At 69.8% G+C, this 25,074-nt stretch carries 22 protein-coding genes; 8 read left to right on the top strand and 14 right to left on the bottom strand.

The window, feature by feature from the left end; translation table 11 throughout:
- Positions 1 to 47 precede the first annotated feature (47 nt).
- Together KUTG_RS39710 and KUTG_RS39705 are read left to right on the top strand one after the other, a co-directional pair.
- Positions 48 to 1,043 (top strand): hypothetical protein, encoded by a 996-nt coding sequence (locus KUTG_RS39710; protein WP_232241208.1) that lies wholly within the window; start codon positions 48 to 50, stop codon positions 1,041 to 1,043.
- Positions 1,040 to 1,573 (top strand): hypothetical protein, encoded by a 534-nt coding sequence (locus KUTG_RS39705; protein WP_369794568.1) that lies wholly within the window; start codon positions 1,040 to 1,042, stop codon positions 1,571 to 1,573. Before KUTG_RS39710 ends, KUTG_RS39705 begins: the two co-directional genes overlap by 4 nt.
- A 108-nt stretch (positions 1,574 to 1,681) precedes the next feature.
- Here the strand turns inward: KUTG_RS39705 and KUTG_RS39700 are convergent, their stop codons facing one another.
- From KUTG_RS39700 to KUTG_RS39685, 4 genes are all read right to left on the bottom strand, one after another.
- Positions 1,682 to 2,527, bottom strand: a complete 846-nt coding sequence (locus KUTG_RS39700; protein ID WP_043724339.1) for a 2Fe-2S iron-sulfur cluster-binding protein — start codon at positions 2,525 to 2,527, stop codon at positions 1,682 to 1,684.
- A 73-nt stretch (positions 2,528 to 2,600) separates the two neighbouring features.
- Entirely contained in the window at positions 2,601 to 4,256 is a 1,656-nt protein-coding gene (locus tag KUTG_RS39695) for an NADH-ubiquinone oxidoreductase-F iron-sulfur binding region domain-containing protein (RefSeq protein ID WP_043724336.1), read from the bottom strand.
- Positions 4,256 to 6,172: a molybdopterin oxidoreductase family protein gene (locus tag KUTG_RS39690; protein WP_043732227.1), complete on the bottom strand. Its 1,917-nt coding sequence runs from the start codon at positions 6,170 to 6,172 to the stop codon at positions 4,256 to 4,258. Before KUTG_RS39690 ends, KUTG_RS39695 begins: the two co-directional genes overlap by 1 nt.
- 40 nt (positions 6,173 to 6,212) lie before the next feature.
- The gene (locus KUTG_RS39685; protein ID WP_043724334.1) at positions 6,213 to 7,196 is read right to left on the bottom strand and encodes a 2-dehydropantoate 2-reductase; all 984 of its coding nucleotides are present in this window, start codon (positions 7,194 to 7,196) and stop codon (positions 6,213 to 6,215) included.
- 223 nt (positions 7,197 to 7,419) lie between these two features.
- Between KUTG_RS39685 and KUTG_RS39680 the strand changes: the two genes are divergently transcribed.
- Complete coding sequence (locus KUTG_RS39680) at positions 7,420 to 8,166, top strand: GntR family transcriptional regulator (protein ID WP_043724332.1); 747 nt, start codon at positions 7,420 to 7,422, stop codon at positions 8,164 to 8,166.
- Between the two features lie 14 nt (positions 8,167 to 8,180).
- On the opposite strand, the gene KUTG_RS39675 is transcribed toward KUTG_RS39680, so the two are convergent.
- The 4 genes from KUTG_RS39675 to KUTG_RS39660 form a co-directional block, all read right to left on the bottom strand.
- The gene (locus KUTG_RS39675; RefSeq protein WP_043724329.1) at positions 8,181 to 9,563 is read right to left on the bottom strand and encodes an OFA family MFS transporter; all 1,383 of its coding nucleotides are present in this window, start codon (positions 9,561 to 9,563) and stop codon (positions 8,181 to 8,183) included.
- 123 nt (positions 9,564 to 9,686) lie between these two features.
- Complete coding sequence (locus KUTG_RS39670) at positions 9,687 to 11,825, bottom strand: acetate--CoA ligase family protein (RefSeq protein ID WP_043724327.1); 2,139 nt, start codon at positions 11,823 to 11,825, stop codon at positions 9,687 to 9,689.
- A gap of 87 nt (positions 11,826 to 11,912) precedes the next feature.
- On the bottom strand, positions 11,913 to 13,142 hold the full coding sequence (frc, locus tag KUTG_RS39665; protein ID WP_043724324.1) for a formyl-CoA transferase: 1,230 nt from the start codon (positions 13,140 to 13,142) through the stop codon (positions 11,913 to 11,915).
- Positions 13,143 to 13,156: 14 nt separating this feature from the next.
- Positions 13,157 to 14,881 carry a thiamine pyrophosphate-binding protein gene (locus tag KUTG_RS39660; RefSeq protein WP_198047462.1) on the bottom strand — a complete coding sequence of 575 codons (1,725 nt, stop codon included), beginning with the start codon at positions 14,879 to 14,881 and terminating at the stop codon, positions 13,157 to 13,159.
- Between the two features lie 220 nt (positions 14,882 to 15,101).
- Between KUTG_RS39660 and sucC the strand changes: the two genes are divergently transcribed.
- The 4 genes from sucC (at position 15,102) to KUTG_RS39640 (ending at position 18,677) form a co-directional block, all read left to right on the top strand.
- Complete coding sequence (sucC, locus tag KUTG_RS39655; protein ID WP_043724319.1) at positions 15,102 to 16,232, top strand: ADP-forming succinate--CoA ligase subunit beta; 1,131 nt, start codon at positions 15,102 to 15,104, stop codon at positions 16,230 to 16,232.
- Between the two features lies 1 nt (position 16,233).
- Positions 16,234 to 17,112: a succinate--CoA ligase subunit alpha gene (gene sucD, locus KUTG_RS39650; RefSeq protein ID WP_043724316.1), complete on the top strand. Its 879-nt coding sequence runs from the start codon at positions 16,234 to 16,236 to the stop codon at positions 17,110 to 17,112.
- Positions 17,113 to 17,203: 91 nt separating this feature from the next.
- On the top strand, positions 17,204 to 17,929 hold the full coding sequence (locus tag KUTG_RS62185) for a MerR family transcriptional regulator (RefSeq protein ID WP_043724314.1): 726 nt from the start codon (positions 17,204 to 17,206) through the stop codon (positions 17,927 to 17,929).
- A gap of 295 nt (positions 17,930 to 18,224) precedes the next feature.
- Complete coding sequence (locus tag KUTG_RS39640; RefSeq protein ID WP_157495096.1) at positions 18,225 to 18,677, top strand: XRE family transcriptional regulator; 453 nt, start codon at positions 18,225 to 18,227, stop codon at positions 18,675 to 18,677.
- On the opposite strand, the gene KUTG_RS39635 is transcribed toward KUTG_RS39640, so the two are convergent.
- The 6 genes from KUTG_RS39635 to KUTG_RS39610 are packed head-to-tail and all read right to left on the bottom strand — an operon-like array spanning position 18,645 to position 24,107.
- On the bottom strand, positions 18,645 to 19,526 hold the full coding sequence (locus tag KUTG_RS39635; RefSeq protein ID WP_043724312.1) for a phytoene/squalene synthase family protein: 882 nt from the start codon (positions 19,524 to 19,526) through the stop codon (positions 18,645 to 18,647). The two genes, KUTG_RS39640 and KUTG_RS39635, sit on opposite strands and share 33 nt — an antisense overlap.
- The gene (locus KUTG_RS39630; protein WP_043724310.1) at positions 19,523 to 20,614 is read right to left on the bottom strand and encodes an MAB_1171c family putative transporter; all 1,092 of its coding nucleotides are present in this window, start codon (positions 20,612 to 20,614) and stop codon (positions 19,523 to 19,525) included. Before KUTG_RS39630 ends, KUTG_RS39635 begins: the two co-directional genes overlap by 4 nt.
- Positions 20,615 to 20,616: 2 nt before the next feature.
- Positions 20,617 to 21,153: a hypothetical protein gene (locus tag KUTG_RS54455; protein WP_052395934.1), complete on the bottom strand. Its 537-nt coding sequence runs from the start codon at positions 21,151 to 21,153 to the stop codon at positions 20,617 to 20,619.
- A gap of 41 nt (positions 21,154 to 21,194) precedes the next feature.
- Entirely contained in the window at positions 21,195 to 22,055 is an 861-nt protein-coding gene (locus tag KUTG_RS39620) for a LysR substrate-binding domain-containing protein (RefSeq protein WP_043724309.1), read from the bottom strand.
- 13 nt (positions 22,056 to 22,068) lie between these two features.
- The gene (gene fdhD / locus KUTG_RS39615; RefSeq protein ID WP_043724306.1) at positions 22,069 to 22,893 is read right to left on the bottom strand and encodes a formate dehydrogenase accessory sulfurtransferase FdhD; all 825 of its coding nucleotides are present in this window, start codon (positions 22,891 to 22,893) and stop codon (positions 22,069 to 22,071) included.
- A complete protein-coding gene (locus KUTG_RS39610; RefSeq protein WP_043724304.1) occupies positions 22,893 to 24,107 on the bottom strand; it encodes an MFS transporter in 1,215 nt (404 codons plus the stop codon). Before KUTG_RS39610 ends, fdhD begins: the two co-directional genes overlap by 1 nt.
- 231 nt (positions 24,108 to 24,338) lie before the next feature.
- Here KUTG_RS39610 and KUTG_RS62180 point away from each other — a divergent pair.
- The coding region (locus tag KUTG_RS62180; protein ID WP_043724301.1) for a molybdopterin-binding protein at positions 24,339 to 25,074 on the top strand (736 nt) is incomplete at its 3' end.

The raw sequence follows: 25,074 nt of genomic DNA, 5'->3' as shown, positions 1-25,074 counted from the left end.
TGAGGCCGATAGGGGCCGGATTCGTGTTGCTCGGCGCGGGGATATCGATGGTCGGCACATCGTGGGATGTGCAGTGGCACATCGACGTGGGGCCGGACACCTTCTTCACGCTGCCGCACCTGTTCATCTACGCCGGCAGCGCCATCGCCGGCATCGCCAGCCTGGTCGTGGTGCTCGCCGTGACCGCCGCGCAGCGTCGCGGCGAGACCCCCGACCCGCGGGACGGCGGCGTGGCGATCCGGGTGTTCGGCGGCCGCTTCACCGCGCCGCTCGGCTACCTCGTCACCGGCGTCGGCGCGGCCGCGTTCCTGTTGTACGGCCTCATCGACCTGTGGTGGCACGGCGTGTACGGCTTCGACGCGGTGCTGAACTCCCCGCCGCACATCGCCCTGTTCACCACCATCTCCATCACCATGATCGGCGCGGTCATCGTCGCCGCCGCCGGCCGGGAGAAGCGGTGGGGCCGGTTCGCCACGATGATCAGCGTTCCCCTGCTGATGACGTTCTTTCCCATCACCGCCAACGCATTCCAGGGCGTGAACCTGCCGTTCGACACGATCGTCGCCTCCACCACGCTGATCATCGTGCTGCTGCTGGTGCTCACCCGGGCGGCCGTCGGCCGCCCCGGCATCGCCATCGGCACCGCCGCCGCGCTCCTGGCCATGCAGGCGATCCTGTGGGTGTTCACGCCGTGGGCCGCGGTCACCTACGCCGACGCGGTCGGCCTTCCCCTGCGGGACGGCATGGGCGGCGAGCCGCCGCTGATTCCCTCCGGCATCCCGCTGGCCGCCATCGTCGCCGCCGTCGCCATCGAGCTCCTGTTCCGGCGCGGCGGTCCCGCCCTGGCCGGCGGCGTCGCCGGCCTAATCCTCGGGCTCACCTTCGTCGTGCAACGGGATGTGCTCGGCTTCGCGCCGTCGCCCGTGACCACTGTGGACCTCATCGCCACCACGCTGGCCGGCGCGCTGTTCGGCCTGCTCGGCGGCTTCCTCGGCGCACGCTTCGGCGCCACGCTGCGACTTCGGGAGAAGGTGACCGCGTGATCCGGCGCGTTTTCGCCCTGCTGGCCGCCCTGGTGCTGATCCCGGTCGTCACCGCGACGCCGGCACTGGCCTACGAGCCCGTCAACATCGTGCACACCGAGCACGTCCAGGCCGGGCCCTACGGCCTCACCGTCGGCTTCTCCACCTGGCCGTTGCGGGCCATGCAGTCGCTGGACTTCACCTTCATCCCCGACGGCGGCATCGAGGACAAGACCGGCACCTTCATGCGCACCGGGCCGTCCGGCTCGCACACCCGCCCGCTGCCGATGGCCCGTCACCCGCGCAAGCGGGACGTCTGGGGCCTGGACGTCTTCGCCCTCCAGGTCGAGGGCAAATGGAAGTTCGACTTCACCATCGACGGCCCGCAGGGCCACGGCGCCGGCGCCCTGACCAACCTCCAGGTCCTGCCCCAGCCCGGTCCGCCGCTGGCCCTGAGCTGGGCGGTCTGCTCGATTCCGTTCGTCGCCCTGATCGGCTTTCTGATCGTGGTCTGGCGGCGGGGCAAGGTGAGACAACTGGCAGTGGCCTGAGCGGACAGCGGCCCGCGCTCGCTCCCCGAGTGCGGGCCGCTGTGTGCAGAAAACGCCGCCCGGCCGCACAGTCCCGTTCGTCGCCCACCATGCAGAACCCGGTCACGCCTAGGGGTTCTGCACGTGCTGCCAGCCGAAGCGCCCCTTGATGCAGAGGTTGCCGTGGGTCACCGAGCTCTCGTGCGGCGAGGTGACCTTGACGATCTCGTTGTCCTGCACGTGAAGCGTGAGGTTGCAGCCGACACCGCAGAAGGTGCAGACCGTGGTGGTGGCCGACTGGGCCGACTCGTCCCAGGTGCCCTCGGCGCGTTTGTCGTACTCGCGGCGGAAGCTGAGGGCGCCGGTGGGGCAGACCTCGATGCAGTTGCCGCAGTAGACGCAGGCGCTGTCGGGCAGCGGGGCGGAGAACTCGGTGGAGATGTGGGCGTCGAAGCCGCGGCCGGCCACCGCGATGGCGAAGGTGTTCTGCCACTGGTCGCCGCAGGCGTCGACGCACTTGTAGCACATGATGCACTTCGAGTAGTCCCTGACGTACAGGACATTGTCGACCTTGGCCGGCTGGGCGACGGTGGCGGCGTCGGGACCGAAGCGCGCGGGATCCGCCCCGACGTCGGCCATCCAGTCGGCGACCTGAGGCGTGGTGGACAGATCGGTGGCCGAGCCCAGGAGTTCGAGCACCAGGCGACGGCTGTGCCGCGTGCGCTCGGTGTCCGTGTTGACGACCATGCCCGGCTCCACCTTGCGGGAACAGGACGGCACCAGAGTGCGAGACCCCTCGACCTCGACCATGCACACCCGGCACGCGTTGGCCGGCTCCAGCGTGTCCCCGTAGCACAGGGTCGGCATGTCCTTGCAGGCACTGAGGATCGTGGCGCCCTCGGGCACGGTGACCTGCTCACCGTCCAAAGTGAACTCCACCAGCCGGCGCGGCAGTCCGATGTCGACGATCGTCACAGTCCCACCTCGCTAGCGCTCGGCGGGTCTGCGACCAAGGTCACTGTGCACATTGGTTCCCTCGCAAGCTCGGTCACAGTTGCACCCCGAGTCGGTCGATGGCGGATTCGATGGCGTTCCAGGCGGTCTGACCCAGGCCGCAGATGGACGAGTCCCGCATGACCTGGCCGACGTCCCGCAGCAGCAACAAGTCCTGGGCATCGCCCTTGCGCTGGACGATGCGGTGCAGGGCCTCTTCCTGGCGCACGGTGCCGATCCGGCACGGCACGCACTGCCCGCACGACTCGTCCCGGAAGAACTCGGCTATGCGCAACAGGAATCCGCCGACGTCGACGGTGCCGTCGAGAACGAGCACGACGCCGGAACCGAGGGTGGTGCCGGCGGCGCGGGCGTCCTCCATGGTCAGCGGGAGGTCGATCTCGTCCGCACGCAAGAACCCGCCGGCCGCGCCGCCGAGCAGCACCGCCCGCAGGTCCTCGACGCCGCCGGCCAGCTCCAGCAACTCCCGCAGCGTCGTGCCGAACGGCACCTCGTACACGCCGGGCTTGGGCACAGTGCCGGAGACGCAGAACAGCTTGGAGCCGGTGGACTGCGGGGTGCCGACCTGGTGGAACGCCTGGCATCCCTCGGTCAGGATGAGCAGCACGTTGGCCAGCGTCTCCACGTTGTTGACCACGGTCGGCTTGCCGAACAGGCCCTTCTCCACGGGGAACGGCGGCTTGCTGCGAGGCTCGCCGCGGAAGCCCTCGATGGAGTTGAAGATCGCGGTCTCCTCGCCGCAGATGTACGCCCCGGCGCCGCGCCGGATCTCGACGTCGAACTCGAACCCGGGCTGCCCCATGATGTTCGAGCCCAGGAAACCGCGCTCGTGGGCGACGGAGATGGCGTTGGTCAGGGCCGCGAACGCCCTCGGGTACTCGCCACGGATGTACAGGTAGCCACGGGTGCATCCGGTGGCGTACGCGGCGACGGTCATCGCCTCGATCACCGCGAACGGGTCGCCCTCCATGAGCACCCGGTCCTTGAACGTCCCCGGCTCGCTCTCGTCGGCGTTGCACACCAGGTAGTGCGGGCGCCCGGGCTGCCCGGCCGTCGCGGCCCACTTGCGGCCAGTGGGGAACGCCGCCCCGCCACGGCCCATCAGCTTGGCGTCGGTGACCTCGCGGATCACGCCCTGCGGCCCGAGCAGGAAAGCGTTGCGCAGCGCCGCATACCCGCCGGCGGCGCGATAGTCGTCCAGGCTCAGGGGATCCACCGTGCCGACCCGCCGCAGCAGCCGCAGGGAGGAATCCCCCAGCTGCGGCAACGGAAGCTCGGGCATCAGATAGGACGCATCCCCGCCGGCCTCGACGGCCAGCGCCGCCGGCGCGCGTTCGCAGACCCCCAGGCATGGGCTGCGAACCACGAAATCGGTCTGCGCGGCCACCAGCGCCTCGGCGCCGTTGACCTTGCAGGCCAGGTCCACGCAGACGTGCACGACCTTGCGGGGCCGCTCCTGCATGGAGAACAAGGAGTAGAAGGTGGCCACGCCGTACGCCTCCGCCGGCGGCACGGACAGCCGACGGCAGATGTGGTTCAACGCGCCTTCGCTGATCCACCCCACGGCGTCGTTGGCCGCGTGCAGCGCCGGCAGCAGCTGATCACGGCCGCAATCGGTGCCCACCAACGCCACGTCGATGGCGTTCTTCTCCACTTTGGACGGAGAGGCCTCCAGGAAGCGCAGGTCCATCAGAGATTCACCAACTTGTCGACGCGGATGGCCGCCGCCTTGTACTCGGCCGTGCCCGCGACCGGATCGGTGGCCTCGATGGTGATCACGTTGACGTCGACCTCGTCCGGGAAGTGGAAGGTCATGAAGGCCAGCCCGGGCCGCAGCCCCTCGTCGATCCGCACCGGGGCCACGATGGCCCCGCGCCGCGACGAGACCTGCACCATCTCGTCCGCCACGACGCCGAGGTCCAGAGCGTCCTGCGGGCACAGGTCCAGGGTCTCGCCGCGACGCATCGGGGACTCGAAGCCGCCCGACTGCACGCCCGTGTTGTAGGAGTCCAGCCGCCGCCCGGTGGTCAGCCGGAGCGGGAACTCCGTGCTCAGCTCGTCCACCGGCGGGCTGTGCCGCAGCACCGAGAACGGCGCCGGGCGACCCCGCTTCACGGGATCGGTCTCCCACAACCGGGCGTGCAGGAACGACGGTTCGAGGCTGTCCTCGTCCGGGCAGGGCCACTGAATGCCCCCGAGGTCGGCCAGCCGCGCGTAGCTCATTCCCCGGTGCATGGGGGAAAGCGCCCGCATCTCGTCCCACACCTGCTCCGCGCCGTCGTAGTGCCAGTCGTGACCCAGGCGCCGCGCCAGCTCGCAGAGCAGTTCGATGTCGTCCCTCGCGCCGTCGGGTGCGTTGACCGCCTTGCGCACCCGCTGCACCCGGCGCTCGCTGTTGGTGAAGGTGCCGTCCGTCTCGCACCACGCGGCCGACGCCGGCAGCACGACATGGGCCAGCTGCGCGGTCTTGGTGAGGAAGATGTCCTGCACCACCACATGGTCCAGATTGGACAGACGTTTGATCGTGTGCTCGCAGTCCGCCTCGGACTGCACGGGATTCTCGCCGATGATGTACACGGTGGTCATGTCGCCGCGTTCCATCGCCTCCAGCATCTGCGTGAGGTTCCAGCCCTTGCGGGGTTGGATCGACGAGCCCCACACCGCGTCGAAGGCCCGCCGCACGGCCGGGTCCTCCACGTCCTGGAAGCCGGGCAGCCGGTCCGGGATCGCGCCCATGTCCCCGCCGCCCTGCACGTTGTTCTGCCCGCGCAACGGGTTGAGCCCGGCCCCGTAGCGGCCGACCTGCCCGGCCAGCAGCGACAGGTTGATCAGCGACAGCACGTTGTCGGTGCCGTTGTGGTGCTCGGTGATGCCCAGCGTCCACGACATCTGGGCCCGGTCGGCCCGGGCGTAGGCGTGCGCCAGCTCCCGGATCAGCTCGGCCGGCACCCCGGTCTCCAGCTCCGCCACCGGCAGCGTCCACTCCTCGACCGAGGCCGCGAACTCCTCGAAGCCCTCGGTGCCGCGCTCGATGAACGAGCGGTTGGCCAGTCCGGAGTGGATGATCTCGCGGGCGATGGCGTTGGCCAGCGGGATGTCCGTGCCCACGTTGAGCCGCAGCCACTTGTGCGCCCACTTGGCCGTGCTGGTCAGCCGCGGGTCGACGACGTAGAGCTTCGCGCCCTTGTTCACGGCCTTGAGCACGTGCTGGAAGAAGATCGGGTGCGCCTCGCGCGCGTTGGATCCCCACAGCACGATCAGGTCGGCGTCCTCGATCTCCTGGTACGAGGAGGTGCCGCCGCCGCTGTCGAACACCTTGGCCAGGCCCGCGACGCTGGGGGCGTGGCAGGTCCGGTTGCAGGAGTCGACGTTGTTGGTGCCGATGACCGCGCGGGTGAACTTCTGCGCCACGTAGTTCATCTCGTTGGTGGCCCGCGCGCACGAGAACATGCCGAAGGCGTCGGGACCGCCGGCCTCGATATTGCGCCGAAAGCCCTCCGCGGCCCGGTCCAGGGCCTCGTCCCAGCTCGCCGGCCGCAAGATGCCCGCCTCGCGGACCAGCGGCTGGGTGAGTCGGACGTAGGGTTCCCGCTTCCTCCGGCCCATCACGCCTCCCAAGTCTTCTACAGTGCAGACTGTATGCGATCTACGATATGCGCCTAGCACGATTCAGGGCAAGCAGGTCCACCGCCGCGTAGACGTTGCGCAGGGTGGGCGCGGGGACCCCGGTGAGGTCGGCCAGCTCCACGACGGCGCCGATGATGGCGTCGGTCTCCAACGCCTTGCCCGCCTCGAGGTCCTGCAGCATCGAGGTCTTGTGGTGCCCGACCCGCCGGGCCCCGTCGATGCGCTTCTCGATGGACACCGACGGCTCCGAACCGGCCGCGCGGGCGATGGCCACGGTCTCGGCCATCATCGCCGCGACGACCGCCCTGGTGTCGTCGTGCGCGCAGATCTCCGCCATGGTCGCGCCGGTCAGGGCACTGAGCGGATTGAAGGCGACGTTGCCCATGAGCTTGATCCAGATGTCGTCCCGCAGCCGCGGCTCGACCGGGCTCTTGAGCCCGCCGGCGATCATCGCGGCCGACAGGTCCTGGCAGCGCTGCGAGATCGAGCCGTCGGGCTCGCCGATGGAGAAGCGGGTGCCCTCCAGGTGCCGGATCACGCCCGGCTCCTCGATCTCCGTGGAGCAGTAGACGACGCAGCCGATGGCCCGGCGCACGTCGAGCACCTCGCTGACCGCACCGCCGGGGTCGACGGCCTCGATCCGCCGCCCCTCCAGCGGATGTCCGGTCAGGCCGTGGAAGTACCACCACGGGATGCCGTTCTGCGCGGCCACAATGGCGGTGTCCGGGCCCAGCAGCGGCGCCAGCAGCTTGCCGCACGAGGCGTACGAGTTGGCTTTGAGGCCCAGGAAGACGAAGTCGGCCTCGCCGACCTCGGCGGGATCGTCGGTGGACGGCGGGTTGGCGGTGAAGTCGCCGCGCGGGCTGAGCACCCGCACCCCGTCGCGACGCAACGCCGCGAGGTGCGCGCCGCGCGCGACCAGATGAACGTCGACACCGGCCCTGTGCAGGGCCGCCCCCACATAGGCGCCGATGGCGCCGGCGCCGAGAACAGCGACTTTCATGGCTCACCTCAGGTGTCGGCGGAGATTGAATACAGTATGCGATCTAACGACGTTCGACGGTACCCCTGCGCGAGTGTTACGTTCGGTAGCAGGTTGATTGCCCTGTGTGCACGATTTGCGGTACTATGAGCACTCAAGGTGACCCGTCCCACGAGGAGTGTCTTTTGCATACGAAATTCTGTAACCTTTAAGCATCGATCCCGTTTGCTCAAGGAGGCACCAGGTGAGCGAGCCCGCGACACCGTTCCCCGGCGGAGCGGTCAACCGACGCCGGGCGACCCGCGGCACGCTCGGCGAAGCGGCCGGCCGCAAGGTGGAGCGCCCCGCCCCGCTGCGCCAGGCCGTCTACGAGGCCCTCATCGAACTGATCGTCAACCGCACCCTCCAACCCGGACAGCACCTCGTCGAGATCGAGCTCGCGGAGTACCTGGGGGTCAGCCGCCAGCCCGTTCGCGAGGCGCTGCAACGACTTCAGACCGAAGGCTGGGTGGATCTGCGACCTGCCCAGGGCGCCTTCGTGCACACGCCGACCGAACAGGAGGCCGACCAGCTGCTCAGCGTGCGCAGCGTGCTGGAGACGCACTCCGCGCGGTTGGCCGCCGAGCACGCCGGCGAACAGGACGTCGAGCAGCTCTGGGAGCTCCAGCGCGAAGGTGTGGACGCGCTGGCGGCGGACGACGTGGACCGCCTGGTCACCGCGAACGCCTCGCTGCACGCGTTCATCACGAACCTGTCGGGCAACGCGGTGCTGGCCGAGCTGATCGGTCTGGTCGACCGCAGGGTCCGCTGGTACTACACGCCCATCGCCCGCCCACGGGGAGAAGACGCCTGGGGCGAGCACGAGCAGCTGATCCAAGCCATCGCCGCCGGCGACGCGGAGCAGGCCAGCCGGATCATGACCGTCCACACGGAACGAACCCGGCTGGCCTACCACGAGGAGCGTCAAGCCCAGACCCGATCGAACAGCTGATCGGGAACGGGCCGCTAGGCGGTGGTTGGGGCGCCGAAGCCCGAGGCCGCGGCCGACACCGTGGTCTTGGACTTCGGATGTCCCGGCTGGTGCAGGAACAACGTCAGACCGGCCGCGACGAGCGCGATGCAGCCGGCCAGCACGTACGCGCCGGTGTAACCCCAGCTCGAGACCACCATGGCGCCGAGACCGCCGCCGCCGACACCGCCCACGAGCTTGGCGCTGTACACCAGGCCGTAGTTGGTGGCGTTGTAGTTCTCACCGAAGTAGTCCGGCACCAGGGCGGCGAACAGCGGGTAGAAAGCGCCGCCGCCGAAGCCGACCAGGAACGCGAACACCATGAACAGGGCGATGTTCTCCGTGTTGCCCGAGTAGACCAGGCCGAACTGCGCGATGCCGGCGATCACCAGCACCAGGGTGAGCGTCTGCCGGCGTCCGATGTGGTCGGACAGCCAGCCGACGAGGGCCCGGCCGGTTCCGTTCACGATGGACAGCACGCCGGCCGACGACGCCGCCACGAACGGCCCGAAGTGGCTGGCCGTGGCGAACTGGACCTGGAAGTTGATCCCGAACAGCGACACCCCGCCGATGATCACCAGCGAGACCCACATCAGCGGCAGCATGCCGCTGCGGATCGCCTCCCCCGGCGTGAACTGCCGCACCGCGGGCGGGTTCTTGGCCAGGCTCTTGTTCGTCTTGGTGTTGCGCGACCATTCCTTCGGGTCGATGTGCTCGGGCCACCAGTTCTTCGGCGGATCCCGGAACATCAGCCCGCAGAACACGACCACGATCAGCATGTACACGCCGATCAGGGACAGGATCAGGGTCGTGCTGGCCGGCGTGAGCACCGCACTGAAGATGTAGATGAACGGCACCGCACCGTAGGCGAAGCCGCCGTTGACGAATCCGGTCCGCGCACCGCGCTTCTCCGGGTACCACTTGCCGACCATGTTGATGCACGTGGCGTACACGAGGCCCGCGCCGATGCCGCCGCAGACCGAGTAACCGAGAAACGCCAGCCCGAGGTTGCCACTGAACGCGATGGTGAAGTAGCCGACGCCCGACAATGCCGCGCCCAACAACATTGCCGACCGGGCCGAGACCACGTTGCGCTCACGTAAGCGTCCCGCGGGGAACGCGATGGCGGCCTGGAAGACCGCCCACACCGTCGCCAACCAGAACACCTCGGTCAGCGTCCAACCGTTCTTCTGCTGCAACGTCTTGACCACGGCGCCCCAGCCGTACTCGTAGACGCTCACCGCGATCATCGCGATCCACGGCAGCCAGACCATCCAGGATCGGGATCGCCCCATGAGGTCCCGGGGACTCTCGCCGATCCGGTAGACCCTGCCGTTGTCGTCAGTCAACTCCCTGTAACTGGTGGAACTTGTGGTCATCAGAGCCTCTTTCGCGTCTTTGCGAGTCCCCAGTTCCCCTGTGTGTCCCTCCGAAGGCGTCTCAGATCACGAGTGAAAGCGGCTAAGTCTGGACCGGCATCATGCCTCCAAACCGGCTGAAAGTCAGCCCTCCAGAAGACCTGCTTCTCGGGCCCAGCGGTACTTCGCGCCGAGCACGGCCACGGGCTTCTCCGTGGTGTACGGGTAGGCCACGATCCCGTGGCGGTACAGGAACTCGGCGGCTTCCTCCACCTCGACGTCGCCCGACAGCGACGCCACGACCGGCTTGTGGATGCCGTGTTCCCGGTACTGCTCGACCACGTCGACGACGAGCCTGGCGAAGACCATGGGCGGCGTGACGATGGTGTGCCAGTAGCCCAGGATCAGCGCGTGCACCCGCTCGTCGGCCAGGCCGAGCGCGATGGTGTTGCGATAGGTCGACGGCGGTTCGCCGCCGGTGATGTCGACGGGATTGCCGGCCGCGCCGAACGGCGGGATGTACTCCCGGAAGGACCTGTCCAGATCCTCCGGAATGGACATCAGCGTGAGGCCGTTGTCCACGCAGGCGTCCGACAGCAGCACACCCGAGCCGCCGGCGCCGGTGATGATCACGATGTTCTCGCCCTTGGGGGTCGGCAGCAGCGGCACGCCGCGGGCGTACTCCAGCATGTCGTCCAGGCCCGGCGCCCGGATGACGCCGCTCTGCCGCAGGATGTCGTCGTAGACCTTGTCGTTGCCGGCCAACGCCCCCGTGTGGGAGCTGGCCGCCTTGGCGCCCTGCGCCGTGCGGCCGGCCTTGAGCACCACGATCGGCTTGGTCCTGGAGACCCGCTTGGCCGTCTCGGCGAAGGACCGGCCGTCCTTGAGGTCCTCCAGGTGCATGGCGATCAGGTTGGTGTTGTCGTCGTGCTCGAAGAACGTCAGCAGGTCGTCCTCGTCGATGTCGGCCTTGTTGCCGACGCCGACGATCGCCGACACGCCCATCTGGGCCGACCGGCTGAAGCCGAGGATGGCCATGCCGATGCCGCCGCTCTGCGAGGACAGCGCCACCCCGCCCTGCACGTCGTACGGCGTGCAGAACGTCGCCGACAGGTGCTCCGGCGTGTAGTAGTAGCCGTAGATGTTCGGCCCGAGGATGCGCACATCGTGCTCACGAGCGATCCTCACGATCTCGTCCTGCAGCTCGTGGTTGCCGGTCTCGCCGAAGCCGGACGGGATGAGGATCGCGCCGGCGACCCCCTTCTCGCCGACCTCTTTGAGGGCCTGCGGCACGAACTTGGCCGGGATGGCGAACACCGCCACGTCCACGTCGCCGGGGACGTCGCCGATGCTGGCGAAGGCCTTGCGCTCCAGGATCTCCGTGGCCTTCGGGTTGATCGGGTAGATCTCCCCGCGGTAGCCGCCGTTGACCAGGTTCTTCATCACCGAGTTGCCGATCTTGCCGTCCTCGGCCGACGCCCCGATCACCGCCACCGCGGCCGGCTTCATGATCCGGTTCATCGCGGCCAGGATCTCCTGCTGGGAGAACCGGAACGGCTCGGCGGCCGCATCGGCGTCGACCAGCACCCGCACGTCCACCGCGGTCGCGCCGGTCGGCGTGGCCAGCACCGGGTTGAGGTCCACTTCGGACAGCTGCGGAAAATCCGTGACCAGGTCGGAAACCCGGGTGATCAGGTCGGCGATGGCCTCCCGGTCGGCCGGCTCCGCGCCGCGCACGCCGCGCAGGATCTCGGCCGCGGCGATGCCGTCGATCATGGACATCGCCTGCGAGCGATCCGTCGGCGCCAGCCGGAAGGTGACGTCCTTGAGCACCTCGACCAGCACACCGCCGAGGCCGAAGGCCACGATCTTGCCGAAGGTCTGGTCGGTGGTCGCGCCGACGATGACCTCCTGCCCGGCCGGCAGCATCTGCTGCACCTGGATGCCGAGGATCCTGGCGTTCGGGTCGTAGATCTTGGCATTGGCCGTGATGGTGCGGAATCCGTGCGCCACCTGGGCGGCGTCGGACATGCCGACCAACACGCCGCCGGCCTCGGTCTTGTGCAGGATGTCCGGCGACACGATCTTGAGCACCACCGGGAAGCCCATCCGCTCGGCCAGCTCCACCGCCTGCTCGGAGTCGGTGGCCAGGCCCTCGTCGGGCGTGGCGATGCCGTACGCGTCGCAGACGATCTTGCCCTCGGGCGCGGTCAGCGAGTCGCGGCCGTCCGCCGCGACCTGCGCCAGCACCTTCTGGACCGCCTCGCGGTCGTAGTTCGTCACTGCGGCACCTCGCTGGCGCTCGGTGTCCGCGTTCGCGGATGTTCCGTGGTGAATGATTCGCTCGCAAGCTCGCTCATGCGCCCATCCTCAGATCACGCCGGCGGCGCGCAGCCGCTCCAGCTGGTCGGGTCCGTAGCCCAGGTCGCCGAGCACCTCGGCGTTGTGCTCGCCCAGCAGCGGCGAGCGGGTGATGTCCACCGGCGAGTCCGACAGCTTGAGCGGGCAGCCGACCGTCTTGTACGTGCCGCGGCCCGGGTGCGCCACCTCGACCACGGAGCCCAGCTCGGCCAGCGTCTCGTCCTCGATGAGCTCCTTGGTCGACAGAATCGGCCCGCACGGCACGTTGACCGCGTTGAGCTGCTCCATGACGTCCCACTTGGTGAGGTTGCTGGTCCAGTCCTCGACCATCGCGAACACCTTGTCCAACTTGGACAGTCGCGCCTCCGGCGTCGCCCACTGCGGGTCGTCGGCCAGCTCCGGCTTGCCGATCAGCTCGGTGATCGGCCGCCAGCCGGGCGGCTGGATGATCACGTAGATGTAGTCGTTGGGGCCGCCGGGCGCGCAGCGCACCGCCCAGCCCGGCTGCCCGCCGCCGGAAGCGTTGCCGGAACGGGGAACCTCGTCGCCGAAGCTCTCGTTCGGGTACTCCCCCAACGGTCCGTGGACCAGGCGCTGCTGGTCGCGCAGCTTGACCCGGCACAGGTTGAGCACCGCGTCCTGCATGGCCACCTGCACCCGCTGCCCACGGCCGGAGTTGGTGCGCTGGTACAGCGCGGCCAGGATCGCGGCCACCAGGTGGATGCCGGTGCCGGAGTCGCCGATCTGGGCGCCGGTCGCGGTGGGCGGGCCCTCCTCGAAGCCGGTGGTGCTCATCGAGCCGCCCATGGCCTGCGCGATCACCTCGTAGGCCTTGAAGTCGGCGTAGCGCCCGGGGCCGAAACCCTTGATGGAGGCGTAGATCAGCCGCGGGTTGAGCTCGGCCAGCTTCTCCCAGGAGAAGCCGAAGCGGTCGATCACGCCCGGCCCGAAGTTCTCCACCAGGATGTCCACATCGGACACCAGCTGGCCGAAGATCCTGGCGCCGTCCTCGCTCTTCATGTTGAGCGTGATGCTGCGCTTGTTGGAGTTCAACATGGTGAAGTAGAGGCTGTCCTCGCCCGGGATGTCCCGGAGCTGGCCGCGGGTGATGTCCCCGCGGCCCGGCGTCTCCAGCTTGATCACGTCCGCGCCCAGCCAGGCCAGCAGCTGGGTGGACGACGGACCGGACTGCACGTGGGTCATGTCGAGGACGCGCACGCCCTCCAGCGCCTTGCCCATAGCGACTCCCGAACTCACTTGTACATGGTCTGGTTCATGGTTCCGGGGGCGTACGCGTCCGGGTCGACCCAGACGTTGATCAGCGACGGCAGGCCGGACTCGCGGGCGCGCAGCAGCGCCGGGCCGATGTCGGCCGGGTCGCGCACCTCCTCGCCGTAGCCGCCGAGCATCTTGGCGAACTCGCTGTAGCGCACGTCGCCCAGCGTGTTGCCGACGCGTTCCCTGGCCAGGCCGTACTTCTGGGCCTGGCCGTAGCGGATCTGGTTCATCGACGAGTTGTTGCCGACGATGCCCACGAACGGCAGGTTGAAGCGGACCAGCGTCTCGAAGTCCCAGCCGGTCATGGAGAACGCGCCGTCGCCGAACAGCGCGACGACCTCCTTGTCGGGCCGGGCCAGCTTGGCCGCCATCACGAAGGAGATGCCGACGCCGAGCGTGCCCAGCGGGCCCGGGTCCATCCAGTGGCCGGGCGAGCGGGGCTGCAGCACCTGGCCGGAGAAGGTGACGATGTCGCCGCCGTCGCCGACGTAGATGGAGTCCTCGGTGATGAACTGGTTGATCTCGTGCATCAGCCGGTACGGGTGGATCGGGTTGGCGTCGGAGTGCAGCTGCGGCAACCGCTTCTGCCGCGCCTGGTCCTCGACCTTGTGCAGCTCCTCCAGCCACGGCTTGCGGCCGGTCGCGCCGTTGTCGACCCGGCCGGAGGCGGCGGCGGTGACCGAGGCCAGGATCAGGCCGGCGTCGCCGACGATGCCGAGGTCGATGTCCCGGTTCTTGCCGACGGTGCGGTAGTCCAGGTCGATCTGCACCACGGTCGCCTTGGTGGAAAGCCTTCGCCCGTAACCCATCCGGAAGTCGAACGGGGTGCCGACGATGACGATCACGTCGGCGTTGTCGAAGGCGTAGCGGCGCGACAGCTGGAGGTGGTGCGGGTCGCCGGGCGGCAGCGAGCCGCGGGCGGCGCCGTTCATGAAGGCCGGGATGTTGAGGTTGCGCACCAGGTCGATGGCCGCGTTGGTGCCCCGCGTCGTCCAGACCTGGCTGCCGAGCAGGATCGCCGGCTTTTTGGCGTGCACCAACAGGTCCGCGAGCTTCTCCACCGCCTCGGGGTCGCCGGCCTGCCGGGTCGAGGCGCGGTAGCGGCCGGCCTGCGGCACGCGGGCCTTCTCCACCGGCACCTTGCCGTCCAGCACGTCGCGCGGGATCTCCAGGTACGACGGGCCGGGCGCGCCGTTGAGGGCCTCCCGGAACGCCATCGACACCATGTCCGCCGCCCGGGCCGTGTCCGGCACCGTGGCGGAGAACTTGGTGATCGGGTTCATCATGTCGACGTGCGGCAAGTCCTGCAGTGAGCCCATCTTGTGCTGCGTCAGGGCTCCCTGGCCGCCGATGAGCAGCATCGGGCTCTCCGCGCGGAAGGCGTTGGCCACGCCGGTGACCGCGTTCGTCGTGCCCGGGCCCGCGGTGACCACTGCGCAGCCCGGCGTGCCCGTCACGCGGGCGTACCCGTCGGCGGCGTGCGCGGCGACCTGCTCGTGGCGGACGTCGATGACCTTGATGCCCTCGTCGACGCATCCGTCGTAGATATCGATGATGTGCCCGCCGCACAGGGTGAATATCGTGTCGATGCCCTCGGCCTTGAGCGCCTTCGCGACGAGATGGCCACCGGTGATCATCTGGGGCGCGGGGGCGGATCCGTTCGCCGTCTGGCTGTCTACCACGGGTTCTGTTCCCACCATGCTGGTCAACTCCTCGCCGGCTCCGCTGCACTGTAGATTGCATACGATATGGAGTAGGCATATGCTTACGCCTGTTCCGGCCCGGTGTCCAGAGCAAGTCGAGAAGATTTCGCGATCTTGGCGCCCAGGGGAAAGCCCAGCCCGAGGGAAAAATCCACAGGGCGGAAGACCCCGGCCGGCCCCCAGCCACCCCGCGCGAGTTCTCCAGGAGGGCCGCACGTTGGATCTGTTCGAACACGAGGCCAGGGATCTGTTCGCCCGTCACGGTGTGCCGGTGCCACCGGGCGAGGTGACCAGCACCGCCGCGGGCGCCCACGCCGCCGCCGTGGACATCGGCGGACCGGTCGTGGTCAAGGCCCAGGTGAAGGTCGGCGGCCGCGGCAAGGCCGGCGGCGTCAAGCTGGCGCGGACGCCCACCGAGGCGCGGGCCGCCGCCGAGGCCATACTCGGCATGGACATCAAGGGGCACACCGTGCACAAGGTGCTGGTGACCGCCGCGTCCACGATCGCCGACGAGTACTACTTCTCCTTTCTCCTGGACCGCGCCAACCGGACGTGGCTGGCGATGGCCTCGGCCGAGGGCGGCATGGACATCGAGGAGGTCGCCGCCACCCGGCCCGACGCCCTGGTGCGGCGGCCGGTGGTCGACATGGACCTGGGCCAGGCGGCCGACATCGCCCTGGCGGCCGGACTTCCGGCCGCGGCGGCCGACGTGATCGTCAAGCTGTGGGACGTGCTCGTGGCCGAGGACTGCACCCTGGTCGAGGTGAACCCGCTGGTGCGCACCGAATCCGGCGAGATCATCGCGCTGGACGGCAAGGTCACCCTGGACGAGAGCGCCTCGTTCCGGCATGCTCAGCGTCCGTTCGGCACCGAGGTGTCCGACCCGCTGGAGCGGGCCGCGCACGCCAAGGGACTCAACTACGTCAAGCTGAGCGGCGACGTCGGCGTGATCGGCAACGGCGCCGGGCTGGTCATGTCCACTTTGGACGTCGTCGCCCAGGCCGGCGGGGCCGGCCCGGCGAACTTCCTCGACATCGGCGGCGGCGCGTCGGCGCAGGTGATGGCCGACGGGCTGGAGATCATCCTCGGCGACGCGGACGTTCGCAGCGTCTTCGTGAACGTGTTCGGCGGCATCACCGCCTGCGACGCCGTCGCCGACGGCATCCTGCAGGCGTTGGGAATGCTGGGTTCTCGCGCCACCAAGCCACTGGTGGTGCGGTTGGACGGCAACAACGTCAAGCGGGGGCGGGAGATCCTGGTCGAGGCCGGGCATCCCCTCGTGACGATGGTGGAGACGATGGACGACGCGGCGCGCACCGCCGCCCGGCTCGCGGCGCAGGGAGCGTGACATGGCGATCTTCATCGACGAGGGCAGCCGGGTTGTCGTGCAGGGCATGACCGGCTCCGAGGGCAGCAAGCACACCGCACGGATGCTGCGGTCCGGCACCAACATCGTCGGCGGCGTCAACGCCCGCAAGGCCGGGCAGTCGTTGGCCGTCGAGGGCAAGACCCTGCCGGTGTTCGGCGGCGTGGCCGAGGCCATGGCCGCCACCGGCGCCGACGTGTCGGTGCTGTTCGTGCCGCCGCCGTTCGTCAAGGCGGCCGTGATCGAGGCCGTCGACGCCGGCATCGGGCTGGCCGTCGTGATCACCGAGGGCGTGCCGGTGCACGACACCGCCGCGTTCTGGGCCCACTCCGCCGGCAGCAGGACCCGGATCATCGGGCCCAACTGCCCCGGCGTGATCAGCCCCGGCAAGTGCAACGCCGGCATCATTCCGGCCGACATCACCAAGCCCGGCCGGGTCGGCGTGGTGTCCAAGTCCGGCACGCTGACCTACCAGCTGATGCACGAGCTGCGGGACTTCGGCTGCTCCACCGCCGTCGGCATCGGCGGCGACCCCATCGTCGGCACCACCCACATCGACGCGCTGCGGGCGTTCCAGGACGATCCCGAGACCGAGCTCATCGTGATGATCGGCGAGATCGGCGGCGACGCCGAGGAACGGGCCGCCGCCTTCGTGCAGCAGCACGTCACCAAGCCCGTCGTCGGCTACGTCGCCGGCTTCACCGCGCCCGAGGGCAAGACCATGGGCCACGCCGGCGCCATCGTCTCCGGCTCCTCCGGCACCGCCGCCGCCAAGAAGGTCGCGCTGGAGGCCGCCGGCATCGCCGTCGGCCGCACCCCCGGCGAGACCGCCCTGCTGGCCCGGGAACTGCTCACCGGGTGACCGCGCGCCGAGCGGCGATCCGGTGCCGATCCCGGATCGCCGCTCGGATCTCAGTTGACCCTGTCGCAGCGTCAAGGCGTTTGCTGGGGCCATGCGGATCGGCGAACTGGCCGGCTTGGCCGGGGTGACAACACGGACCGTGCGGCACTACCACCGCATCGGTCTCCTGCCCGAACCCTCTCGGCGGGAGAACGGCTACCGCCGCTACGAACTGCGGGATCTCGTGCTCCTGCTGCGCACCCGGCGCCTCGTCGAGCTCGGGCTGTCCCTGGAGGAGGCCGCCGACGCCCTCTCCAGCGACAACGGCCGCGACCTCGTCGAGATCGTCCAGGAGCTCGACGCCGACCTCGCCGCTCAACAGGACCGCATCGCCCGTCAGCGCGCGGCCATCGCCGACCTCCTGGCCGCCGATGGCGACCTCCGATCCCCCGCCCTGCTCGCCGTCCTCGACTCCCTCGCCGACCACCCCGCCCAGGAGCGTGAGAGCCTCGCCGCCGAGCTCCTGGAGTCCCTCACCGGCGACCTGTCCCTGTACCAGTCCGTGCAGTCCGATGCCGTGCTGCGGGCCCAGGTCCTGGCCGTCCAGACCTCTTTCGAGCAGCTCGTCGACGTCTCCCCCACCCACCCCTCAGTCGACGCCGTCGCCGCCCGCGCCCGCCCCTTCGGCCCCGCGCTCTCCGCCCTGCTGCCGCCGGACCTCGCCTCCGTCGACGCCGATCCCGAGGCCCTCCTGGCCGCCGTCAGCGCCGGCATGTCCCCCGCCCAGGTCCGCTGCCTCCGGCTCATGTTCGCCTACTGGCAGGAAGACATGCCGTGATCCGGCTGCGAATGCGGGGGGGGGTGTCGGTGGACGGAAGACGCGTGGGGTTCCTGCTCACCCTCCCCCGAGGCCGAGCAGGAACCGCACGGGCGGCCGAGTCGGATCTCTCCCCTGGTCCGCACGCCCGCCCCTCGTCAGGCGCGTGGGCCATTCGACTCAACCAGTCCACCCCTCGGACGGCAACGGGCCACAAGACCAGTTGACCACCGCTCGACCAGTCTATGGCTGCCGCCGGGGGTGTCAACTACTCTTGGGTAGGTCGACCCCGGCGGGGCGACATCAGTTGAGCGGAGTGGGGGACGCTGTGCTGAGCTTCCGGGACAAACTCAATGCCGCCTTCGACGCGGTGCGGCCGAACGGCCCGGAAGGGCCGGAGTACCGCAACACGGAGGTGGCGGCGGCGCTGGGCGAGCTGGGTGTGAAGGTGACCGGCTCCTACATCGGCATGCTGCGCGGCGGCGAGCGGGACAACCCGACGGTGAACGTGGTGCAGGGCCTGGCGACGTTCTTCGACCTGGACCCGGTGTACTTCCTGACGCCGACGACGCCGCAGGCGGCGGAGAAGGTGGCGGGCATCCACCGGGACCTGATGCGGCTGGCCGAGTGGCGCGACAAGGGCGTCCTCGCCTTCGCCCTGCGGGCCATGCTGCTGGAGCAGGACAGCGGCCAGCTCGCGGAGGCGGCGAAAGTCCTGCTCGAACAGGTGATGGAGTTACGCCGAACCGACCGTGAAGCGGGTAGCTAGGGACCGCAGCAAGGCCGGCACGGCGATGGCCAACTGGCGACCGGCACCGACGCTGACCCGCTGGCTGAGCACGTCGTAGTCGGCGCGCTCGATGGCGCCGAGAATGCCGCCGTACAGGTCGATGCCGGCGAGCGCGGTCTGACGGCCGGTGAGGTGGAGCAGCGGAATCCCGGCCCGGGCCTGGCGGTACAACTCCTGGGTGCGGGCGATCTCGAAGCGGAGCAGCTCCGTCAACGCCGGCCCGGGCACGATCTCGGTGACACCGAAGCGGCGGAGGTCCTCGGCCGGCAGGTAGACGCGGCCCCGACGAAGGTCGTCGCCGACGTCGCGGAGGATGTTGGTGAGCTGGAAGGCGAGGCCCATGGCCCGCATGGCCGCCAGCGCCTCGTCGGACGAAGCGCCGAGAACCGGGGCCAGCTGCAAGGCCATGGTCCCGGCGGCGCCGTGCATGTAGACCTCGAGATCGGCATACGTCTCGTACGAGGTGACGACCAGGTCCGAGGCCATAGCGTCGAGGAACGTCTCGACGAGATGCAGGGGAATGTCCCAGGTCCGCATGGTGTGCAGCAACGCCTGGGCGATCTCGTCGGAGGTCTCGCCGGCCTTGAGGTCGGCCAGGATCCGGTCCCGCCATGCAGCGAAGGACGACGTGTCGACGCCGTCGACCATCTCGTCGGCGTGCCGGGCGAAGCCGTAGACGGCGTGCGCGTAAGGCCGCTTGGCCGGCGGCAGCAGCAACGACGCCACGTAGTAGGACTTGTCGTGCGAGACGAGCAACTGCTTGCACCGCAGGTAACACGCGCGCAGCCGGGGATCGCGGATACCGGCGGCATCGAGCTCAGAGGTCACGACTGTCCCTGGTAGGAGGCCAACACTTCGTCGAGCGGACGGGAACGCACGGCCCGCGCGATCTCCAGCCACCAGTCTATGTCCCCGGCCAGATCCGGGCCGTCCAGCCCGACCGAGCCGGACATGGTGGGGTGCAAGGCAAGCAGCCCGTCCCACAGCTCGATGACCCGCCGGTACACCAAAGCGTGCTGCTGCCCGGGCCGCAGCCGCAGACGGTCCTGCCACTCGGACTGGGGCGGATCCAGCGTGACGACGGAGCCGCTCAGCATGCGCCACAACGGATACAGCCGCCGACGATGCCGGTAGTGCCGCAGGGAACGGGCAATTTGCTCGACCCGAGGCCCCCAGCCGGGCGCGGTCACGCCGACGAAGGCGGGCAGCAGGCTCAGCGCGACCAGGGCGCCGTCGCCCTGCAACTCAGGCCACGGCGGGATGATCCCGACCGCCTCGGCCAGCTGGTAACCGATCACGTGCGCGCAGAACACGAGTCCGAACACGCAGCCGACGGTGTGGATGCGCAGTCCGCGCCGCAGCCACGGCAGGTCGGCCTTGGCCGCCCACCGCCACGACGTGACGGTGAAACTCGCGATGGTGTAAGCGAAGTAGCTGACGATGACGATGTAGATCAGCGCTGCGACGGGATGCACCGGGCCGGGCGTGACCATCCGACCGGCGGGCCCGCTCAGGAAGTTCACGTCGCGGGGCCGAGTCGCGAACAGGATCAGCCCGACCGTCAACGCTGACACGCCCAGCACCGCCGACCGCCGCACGGACGAAGCGACCGTGGCCCGCTGCAAGGAATCCGTGCGGTCGGAGGTCGCCAGCCAGTAGAAGGTCTGCGTGAAAAAGCCGCCCGCACAAGCGATCACGTGCAGCAGCGTCCACGCGAGAGCCCATCCGGCCCACCGGTCCACGGCCATGGCGATGGACTCGATCTCCAACGGCACAGCCAGAAACCACGCGACGAAGCCCAACGCCAGCACATGCCCGGGCCGCCGGTCGACGGTGACGCGCACGAGCATCCGCAGCCGGGTCATCAGGGCGGCAGCGGCCACGACGACCGTCACAACGAGCGCCGCGGTCAGCACGGTCAGACGCGCAGTTCTCGGGCCAGGGCGTCGACGATCTGCGCCTCGGCCTCGGTCAGATTCCGGTGGCCCGACGGCGCCAGCTCGCCGAGGGCCCGCACCGCGGCGCCGGCGAACACCTCGGCCTCGATCTCCTGGCCGTCGGTGAAGCCGCCGCGGCCGAGAATGCGCCGCAGCACGGCCGGGCTGAGATTCGGCACCAGCGCGTTCAGCACCTTCATCAGCACGTCCCGTGTCGCCGGGTCGACGTCACACGTGCGGGCGTGCCCGGGCAGCAGCATGTGCCCGATCTCGTGCCAGATGACGTGAACCTGGTGCAGCGGGCTGGAACCCACCGATTGGTACACGATGTAGTCCGCGTCGGGCATGCCCAGCCAGGCGCCGCTGATCGAGGTCCGCAGCGGCAGCGGGATCAGGTGCAGCGGCCGGCCCCGCTCGCGCGACAGCCGTTGGCACACAACGCGAACGTCCGGATGCAGGAAGTCACGGCGGCGGAGGTCGCCCAGCACGTGGTCGACCGTGGCGCGCCGCCTACCCATGTGGAGGGCACTCCCCTCGAATCCGTGCGTGGTGGACCATTCTAGCGTGCGTGGCGCAGCCGGTTGGCGTCGGCGATGATCGCGGCGCCGAGGGCACGGGCGGTCTCGGTGCGCACGCGGGGCGGCGGCGACAGCACGAACTCGACCTCACCCAGGGCCGGAAGACCTTGGTGCGCCCCGAGTTCCACGAGATCGTGCGGAATGAGGCTGCGGGTGTGAGCGGTCACGCCGAGGCCGGCCAGCACGGCGGCGCGCAACCCGCTCAGGCTCGTGCTCGTGCAGGCGATGCGGAACTGTCGGCCGTGCCACTGAAGGGTTTCCAACGCCTGCGCGCGGCTGACGCTCGGCTCCGGATACAGAATCAGCGGAACGGCCGTTCCGGGATCGATCCGCGTGGTCTCCGTGCCCACCCACACCAGCCGGTCCCGCCACACCAGCTGCCCGTGGGCCGCGCCCAGTTGCCGTTTGCCGAAAACGAGGTCAAGTTGGCGAGCTTCCAACTTCCGATGCAGTTCGCCACTCAGTCCCACCGTGAGCTCCAGCTCCACGCCCGGATGCCGCCGCCGGAAGTCCCGCAGCACGTCGGTCAGGTACGTGGAGACGAAGTCCTCCGACGCGCCGAACCGCAGCCGCCCGCGCAGCTGCGGCCCGGCGAAGAAGCTGACCGCCTCCCGGCCGGTGTCGACGATCGTGCGGGCGAAGCCGACCATCGCCTCGCCCTCGGGCGTGAGCTCGACCGTGTGCGTGTCCCGCAGGAACAGCTGTTTGCCGACGATCGACTCCAGCTGCCGCACGTGCTGGCTGATCGTCGACTGCCGGACGCCGAGCTGGTCGGCGGCCTGGGTGAAGCTGAGCGTCTGGGCGACGGCCAGGAAGCTCTCCAGCTGTGCCGGCTTGAACATCTGACCAGCGTAATCAGAGACCCAGCCGCTGGCTTCCGGTGTAGACGTTCATGGACGTGCCGCGCAGGAACCCGATCAGCGTCAGCCCCATCTCGGCGGCCAGCTCCACCGCCAGCGAGGACGGCGCCGACACCGCGGCCAGCACCGGAATGCCGGCCATCACGGCCTTCTGCACCAACTCGAAGGATGCTCGGCCGCTGACCATGAGCACCGTTCCGCTCAACGGCAGCCGGTTGTCCCGCAGCGCCCAGCCGATCACCTTGTCGACGGCGTTGTGCCGGCCGACGTCCTCGCGCAGGCACAGCAGCCGACCGTCCCGGGTGAACAGTCCCGCCGCGTGCAGGCCGCCCGTGCGATCGAACACCAGCTGGGCCGTGCGCAGGGTGTCCGGCATGGTCGTGACGGTGTCGATGTCGACCTTGAGCTCGTCGAACTCGACCGACCACCGGCTGGTCGCCCGCACGGCGTCGAGGCTGGCCTTGCCGCACAGCCCGCACGAGGAGGTGGTGTAGAAGTTGCGCTCCACCGACGGATCCGGCGGCGGCACCCCGGGGGCCAAACTCACGTCCAGCACGTTGTAGGTGTTGCCGTTGTCGACCGTCGCGCCGGCGCAGTACCGGATGGCGTTGAGCTCGTCGGTCTGGCCGATCACGCCCTCGGAGACGAGAAAGCCGGCCGCCAGGTCGAAATCGTGGCCCGGTGTGCGCATCGTGACGGACAGCGGCTGGCCGCCGACCCGGATCTCCAGTGGTTCCTCGGCGGCGAGCGTGTCCGGCCGGGCGCTCACCCGGCCGTCCACGACGCGAACGACCCGCCGCCGCGTGGTGACGCGGCCCATCAGGCCGGCACCAGCAGCCGCGGGACGCCGGGTTGACGCAGCATGCCGCCGGCGAGGGCGCCCAGGACGCCCAGGCCCGCCGCGAGCAGGAAGCCGGCCGCGTAGCCGTACGTCGCGACCATGGCGGTCGTCAGGCCGATGCCGACGATGCCGCCGACCGCCTTGGCGCTGTAGACCAGGCCGAAGTTCAGCAGGCCGGCCTGGTCGCCGAAATGGGCCTCGACCAGGGCGGGCAGCAGGGCGTAGCAGCAGCCCGCTGTGGTGCCGACCACTAGCGCCGCGAACACCAGGAGGACGGCCGCCTGGTGTTGCCCGGCGACGATGAGCAGCAGCTGACCAAGGGCGCCCAGGGCCAGCGCGCCTCGGACCACCCGGCCGACACCGAACCGTTCGCCGGCCCAGCCCGTCGCCCACCGGGCCGCGCCGCTGGCCAGCGTGAGCACGCAGACCGCGACCGCCGCGAAGGCGTACCCCCAACCGCTGGACGCCACGAAGGCCGCCATGTATGCGACGTCGAACAGCCACGCCGCCGCCGCGCAGGCCACCAGGACGTACATGACCGCCGAGGTCGGGCAGCGGAGCAGCTGGCCCGGCGTGTACCTGCGGATCGCCGGGCGGTTGTGCTTCAGGCTGAGGTTCAGCGTCTTGTCCAGCGCCCACTTCCGCGGGTCCGGCTTCGCCGGCCACCAGTCCGGCGGCGGCTCGCGCAGCACGAAGCCGCAGGCCGTGATCACCACGACGGCGATGATCGGCAACGGCGTCGCGAACAGCACCGACCCCGCCGCGAACGCCCCGCTCACCAGGCCCAGGCACGTGCGCCGCTCCGGGAACCACTTCGCCACCACGCCGAAGCAGGCCCCGTAGACGATCGCCGCCCCCAGCCCGCCCAGCACCGCCGTCCACGCTCCCGCGAACAGATCGCCCAGCGCCGTCAGCACCGCGCCCGCGATCATCGCCAGCGTCGGCCGCACGTGCAGCCGCTCCCTCAGCCAGGCCAGCGGAAACACCGCAACCGCTTGCGTGGCCACCCAGATCGCCAGCAGCCAGTACTCGCCGCCCACGATCAGGCCGAACCCGTACTGCCCCGCCCCGGCGACCAGCATCGCCACGCACGCCGCCGCCAGCACCCAGTTCCTGGAATGCCCCAGCAGCTCGCGATCACTCTCCCCGACCCGGTACCGCCGGCCGTAGAAGTCGGTCACTTCACTAACCATCGGTCTCACCCACCCGCAGTCGTTGACGCCGCCCGCCGGCCTTCGCGCCGGCCTGGTTCCTGCCCGCCCGCACCCGCACCGGCCGGTCCTCGTTCGCCCCGCACTGTCCGGGGCCTGTTCCTCACCGGCCATCACCTGCGCCGGCCCACTTCCAGCCCGCCGACCTCAGCGGTCCCGGGCCACCCGTTCACCCGATCCAGATTGCATACAGTATGTGATAAGTTGTATAGCATGACCACGGGCTGGGCGGAAGCCAGGCAGGTCGCGCGGGACGCGGCCGAGCCGCTGGAGACGATCACGGTCACGCTGGGCGAGGCGCTGGGGCTGGTGCTGAGCGAACATCTGCCGGCGCTGGTGCCGCTGCCGCTGTGCGACACGTCGGCGATGGACGGCTACGCGGTGCGCGGGCCGGCACCGTGGACCGTGGTGGGCCGCAGACTGGCCGGACCGTGTTCCCCGGATGCCGCCCTGGAGACCGGTCAGGCGTTTGAGATCGCCACCGGGGCACCGGTTCCCGTTGGCACCGAGGCGGTTCTTCCGGTCGAACTGTCCACGGTGGACGAAGGAACAGTGACCGGGGTCCTGCCCGCCAAGGACCACATCCGCCGTCGAGGCGAAGACATCCCCCGTGGGCGACGGGTTCTGCATCGGGGCACGGTCGCGACGCCAGCAGCGCTGGGGCTGGCGGCAAGCGTGGGCTACGACAGCCTCCACGTGCACCGCCGTCCCCGTGTCCGTGTGGTGGTGAGCGGCGATGAGCTGCTCACGGCGGGCCTCCCGACGCTCGGCCAGGTCCGCGACGCCATCAGTCCCCTGTTGCCGGGGCTGATCACCACGGCCGGCGGCGAGCTGGTCGACACCCAGTTCGTGGCCGATCGGGCCGGGGCGTTGTCGGAGGCGCTGGCCTGCGACGACGTGGACGTGGTGGCGGTCTGCGGCTCCACCTCGGTCGGGCCGGCCGACCATC

This window comes from Kutzneria sp. 744 (assembly GCF_000568255.1).
Classification (GTDB): Bacteria; Actinomycetota; Actinomycetes; order Mycobacteriales; family Pseudonocardiaceae; genus Kutzneria.
The sequence above is the reverse complement of the archived record's forward strand: the minus strand, read 5'-3'. Positions and strand labels throughout refer to the sequence as shown.

Bases quoted from the DNA above. Each gene is read 5' to 3' on its own strand.
- KUTG_RS39710 (WP_232241208.1), top strand. From the start codon at position 48: ATGGTCGGCACATCGTGGGATGTGCAGTGGCACATCGACGTGGGGCCG.
- KUTG_RS39695 (WP_043724336.1), bottom strand. From the start codon at position 4,256: ATGGACCTGCGCTTCCTGGAGGCCTCTCCGTCCAAAGTGGAGAAGAAC.
- KUTG_RS39690 (WP_043732227.1), bottom strand. From the start codon at position 6,172: ATGGGCCGGAGGAAGCGGGAACCCTACGTCCGACTCACCCAGCCGCTG.
- KUTG_RS39685 (WP_043724334.1), bottom strand. From the start codon at position 7,196: ATGAAAGTCGCTGTTCTCGGCGCCGGCGCCATCGGCGCCTATGTGGGG.
- KUTG_RS39675 (WP_043724329.1), bottom strand. From the start codon at position 9,563: ATGACCACAAGTTCCACCAGTTACAGGGAGTTGACTGACGACAACGGC.
- frc (WP_043724324.1), bottom strand. From the start codon at position 13,142: ATGGGCAAGGCGCTGGAGGGCGTGCGCGTCCTCGACATGACCCACGTG.
- KUTG_RS39660 (WP_198047462.1), bottom strand. From the start codon at position 14,881: ATGGTGGGAACAGAACCCGTGGTAGACAGCCAGACGGCGAACGGATCC.
- sucD (WP_043724316.1), top strand. From the start codon at position 16,234: ATGGCGATCTTCATCGACGAGGGCAGCCGGGTTGTCGTGCAGGGCATG.
- KUTG_RS62185 (WP_043724314.1), top strand. From the start codon at position 17,204: ATGCGGATCGGCGAACTGGCCGGCTTGGCCGGGGTGACAACACGGACC.
- KUTG_RS54455 (WP_052395934.1), bottom strand. From the start codon at position 21,153: ATGGGTAGGCGGCGCGCCACGGTCGACCACGTGCTGGGCGACCTCCGC.
- KUTG_RS39620 (WP_043724309.1), bottom strand. From the start codon at position 22,055: ATGTTCAAGCCGGCACAGCTGGAGAGCTTCCTGGCCGTCGCCCAGACG.
- fdhD (WP_043724306.1), bottom strand. From the start codon at position 22,893: ATGGGCCGCGTCACCACGCGGCGGCGGGTCGTTCGCGTCGTGGACGGC.
- KUTG_RS39610 (WP_043724304.1), bottom strand. From the start codon at position 24,107: ATGGTTAGTGAAGTGACCGACTTCTACGGCCGGCGGTACCGGGTCGGG.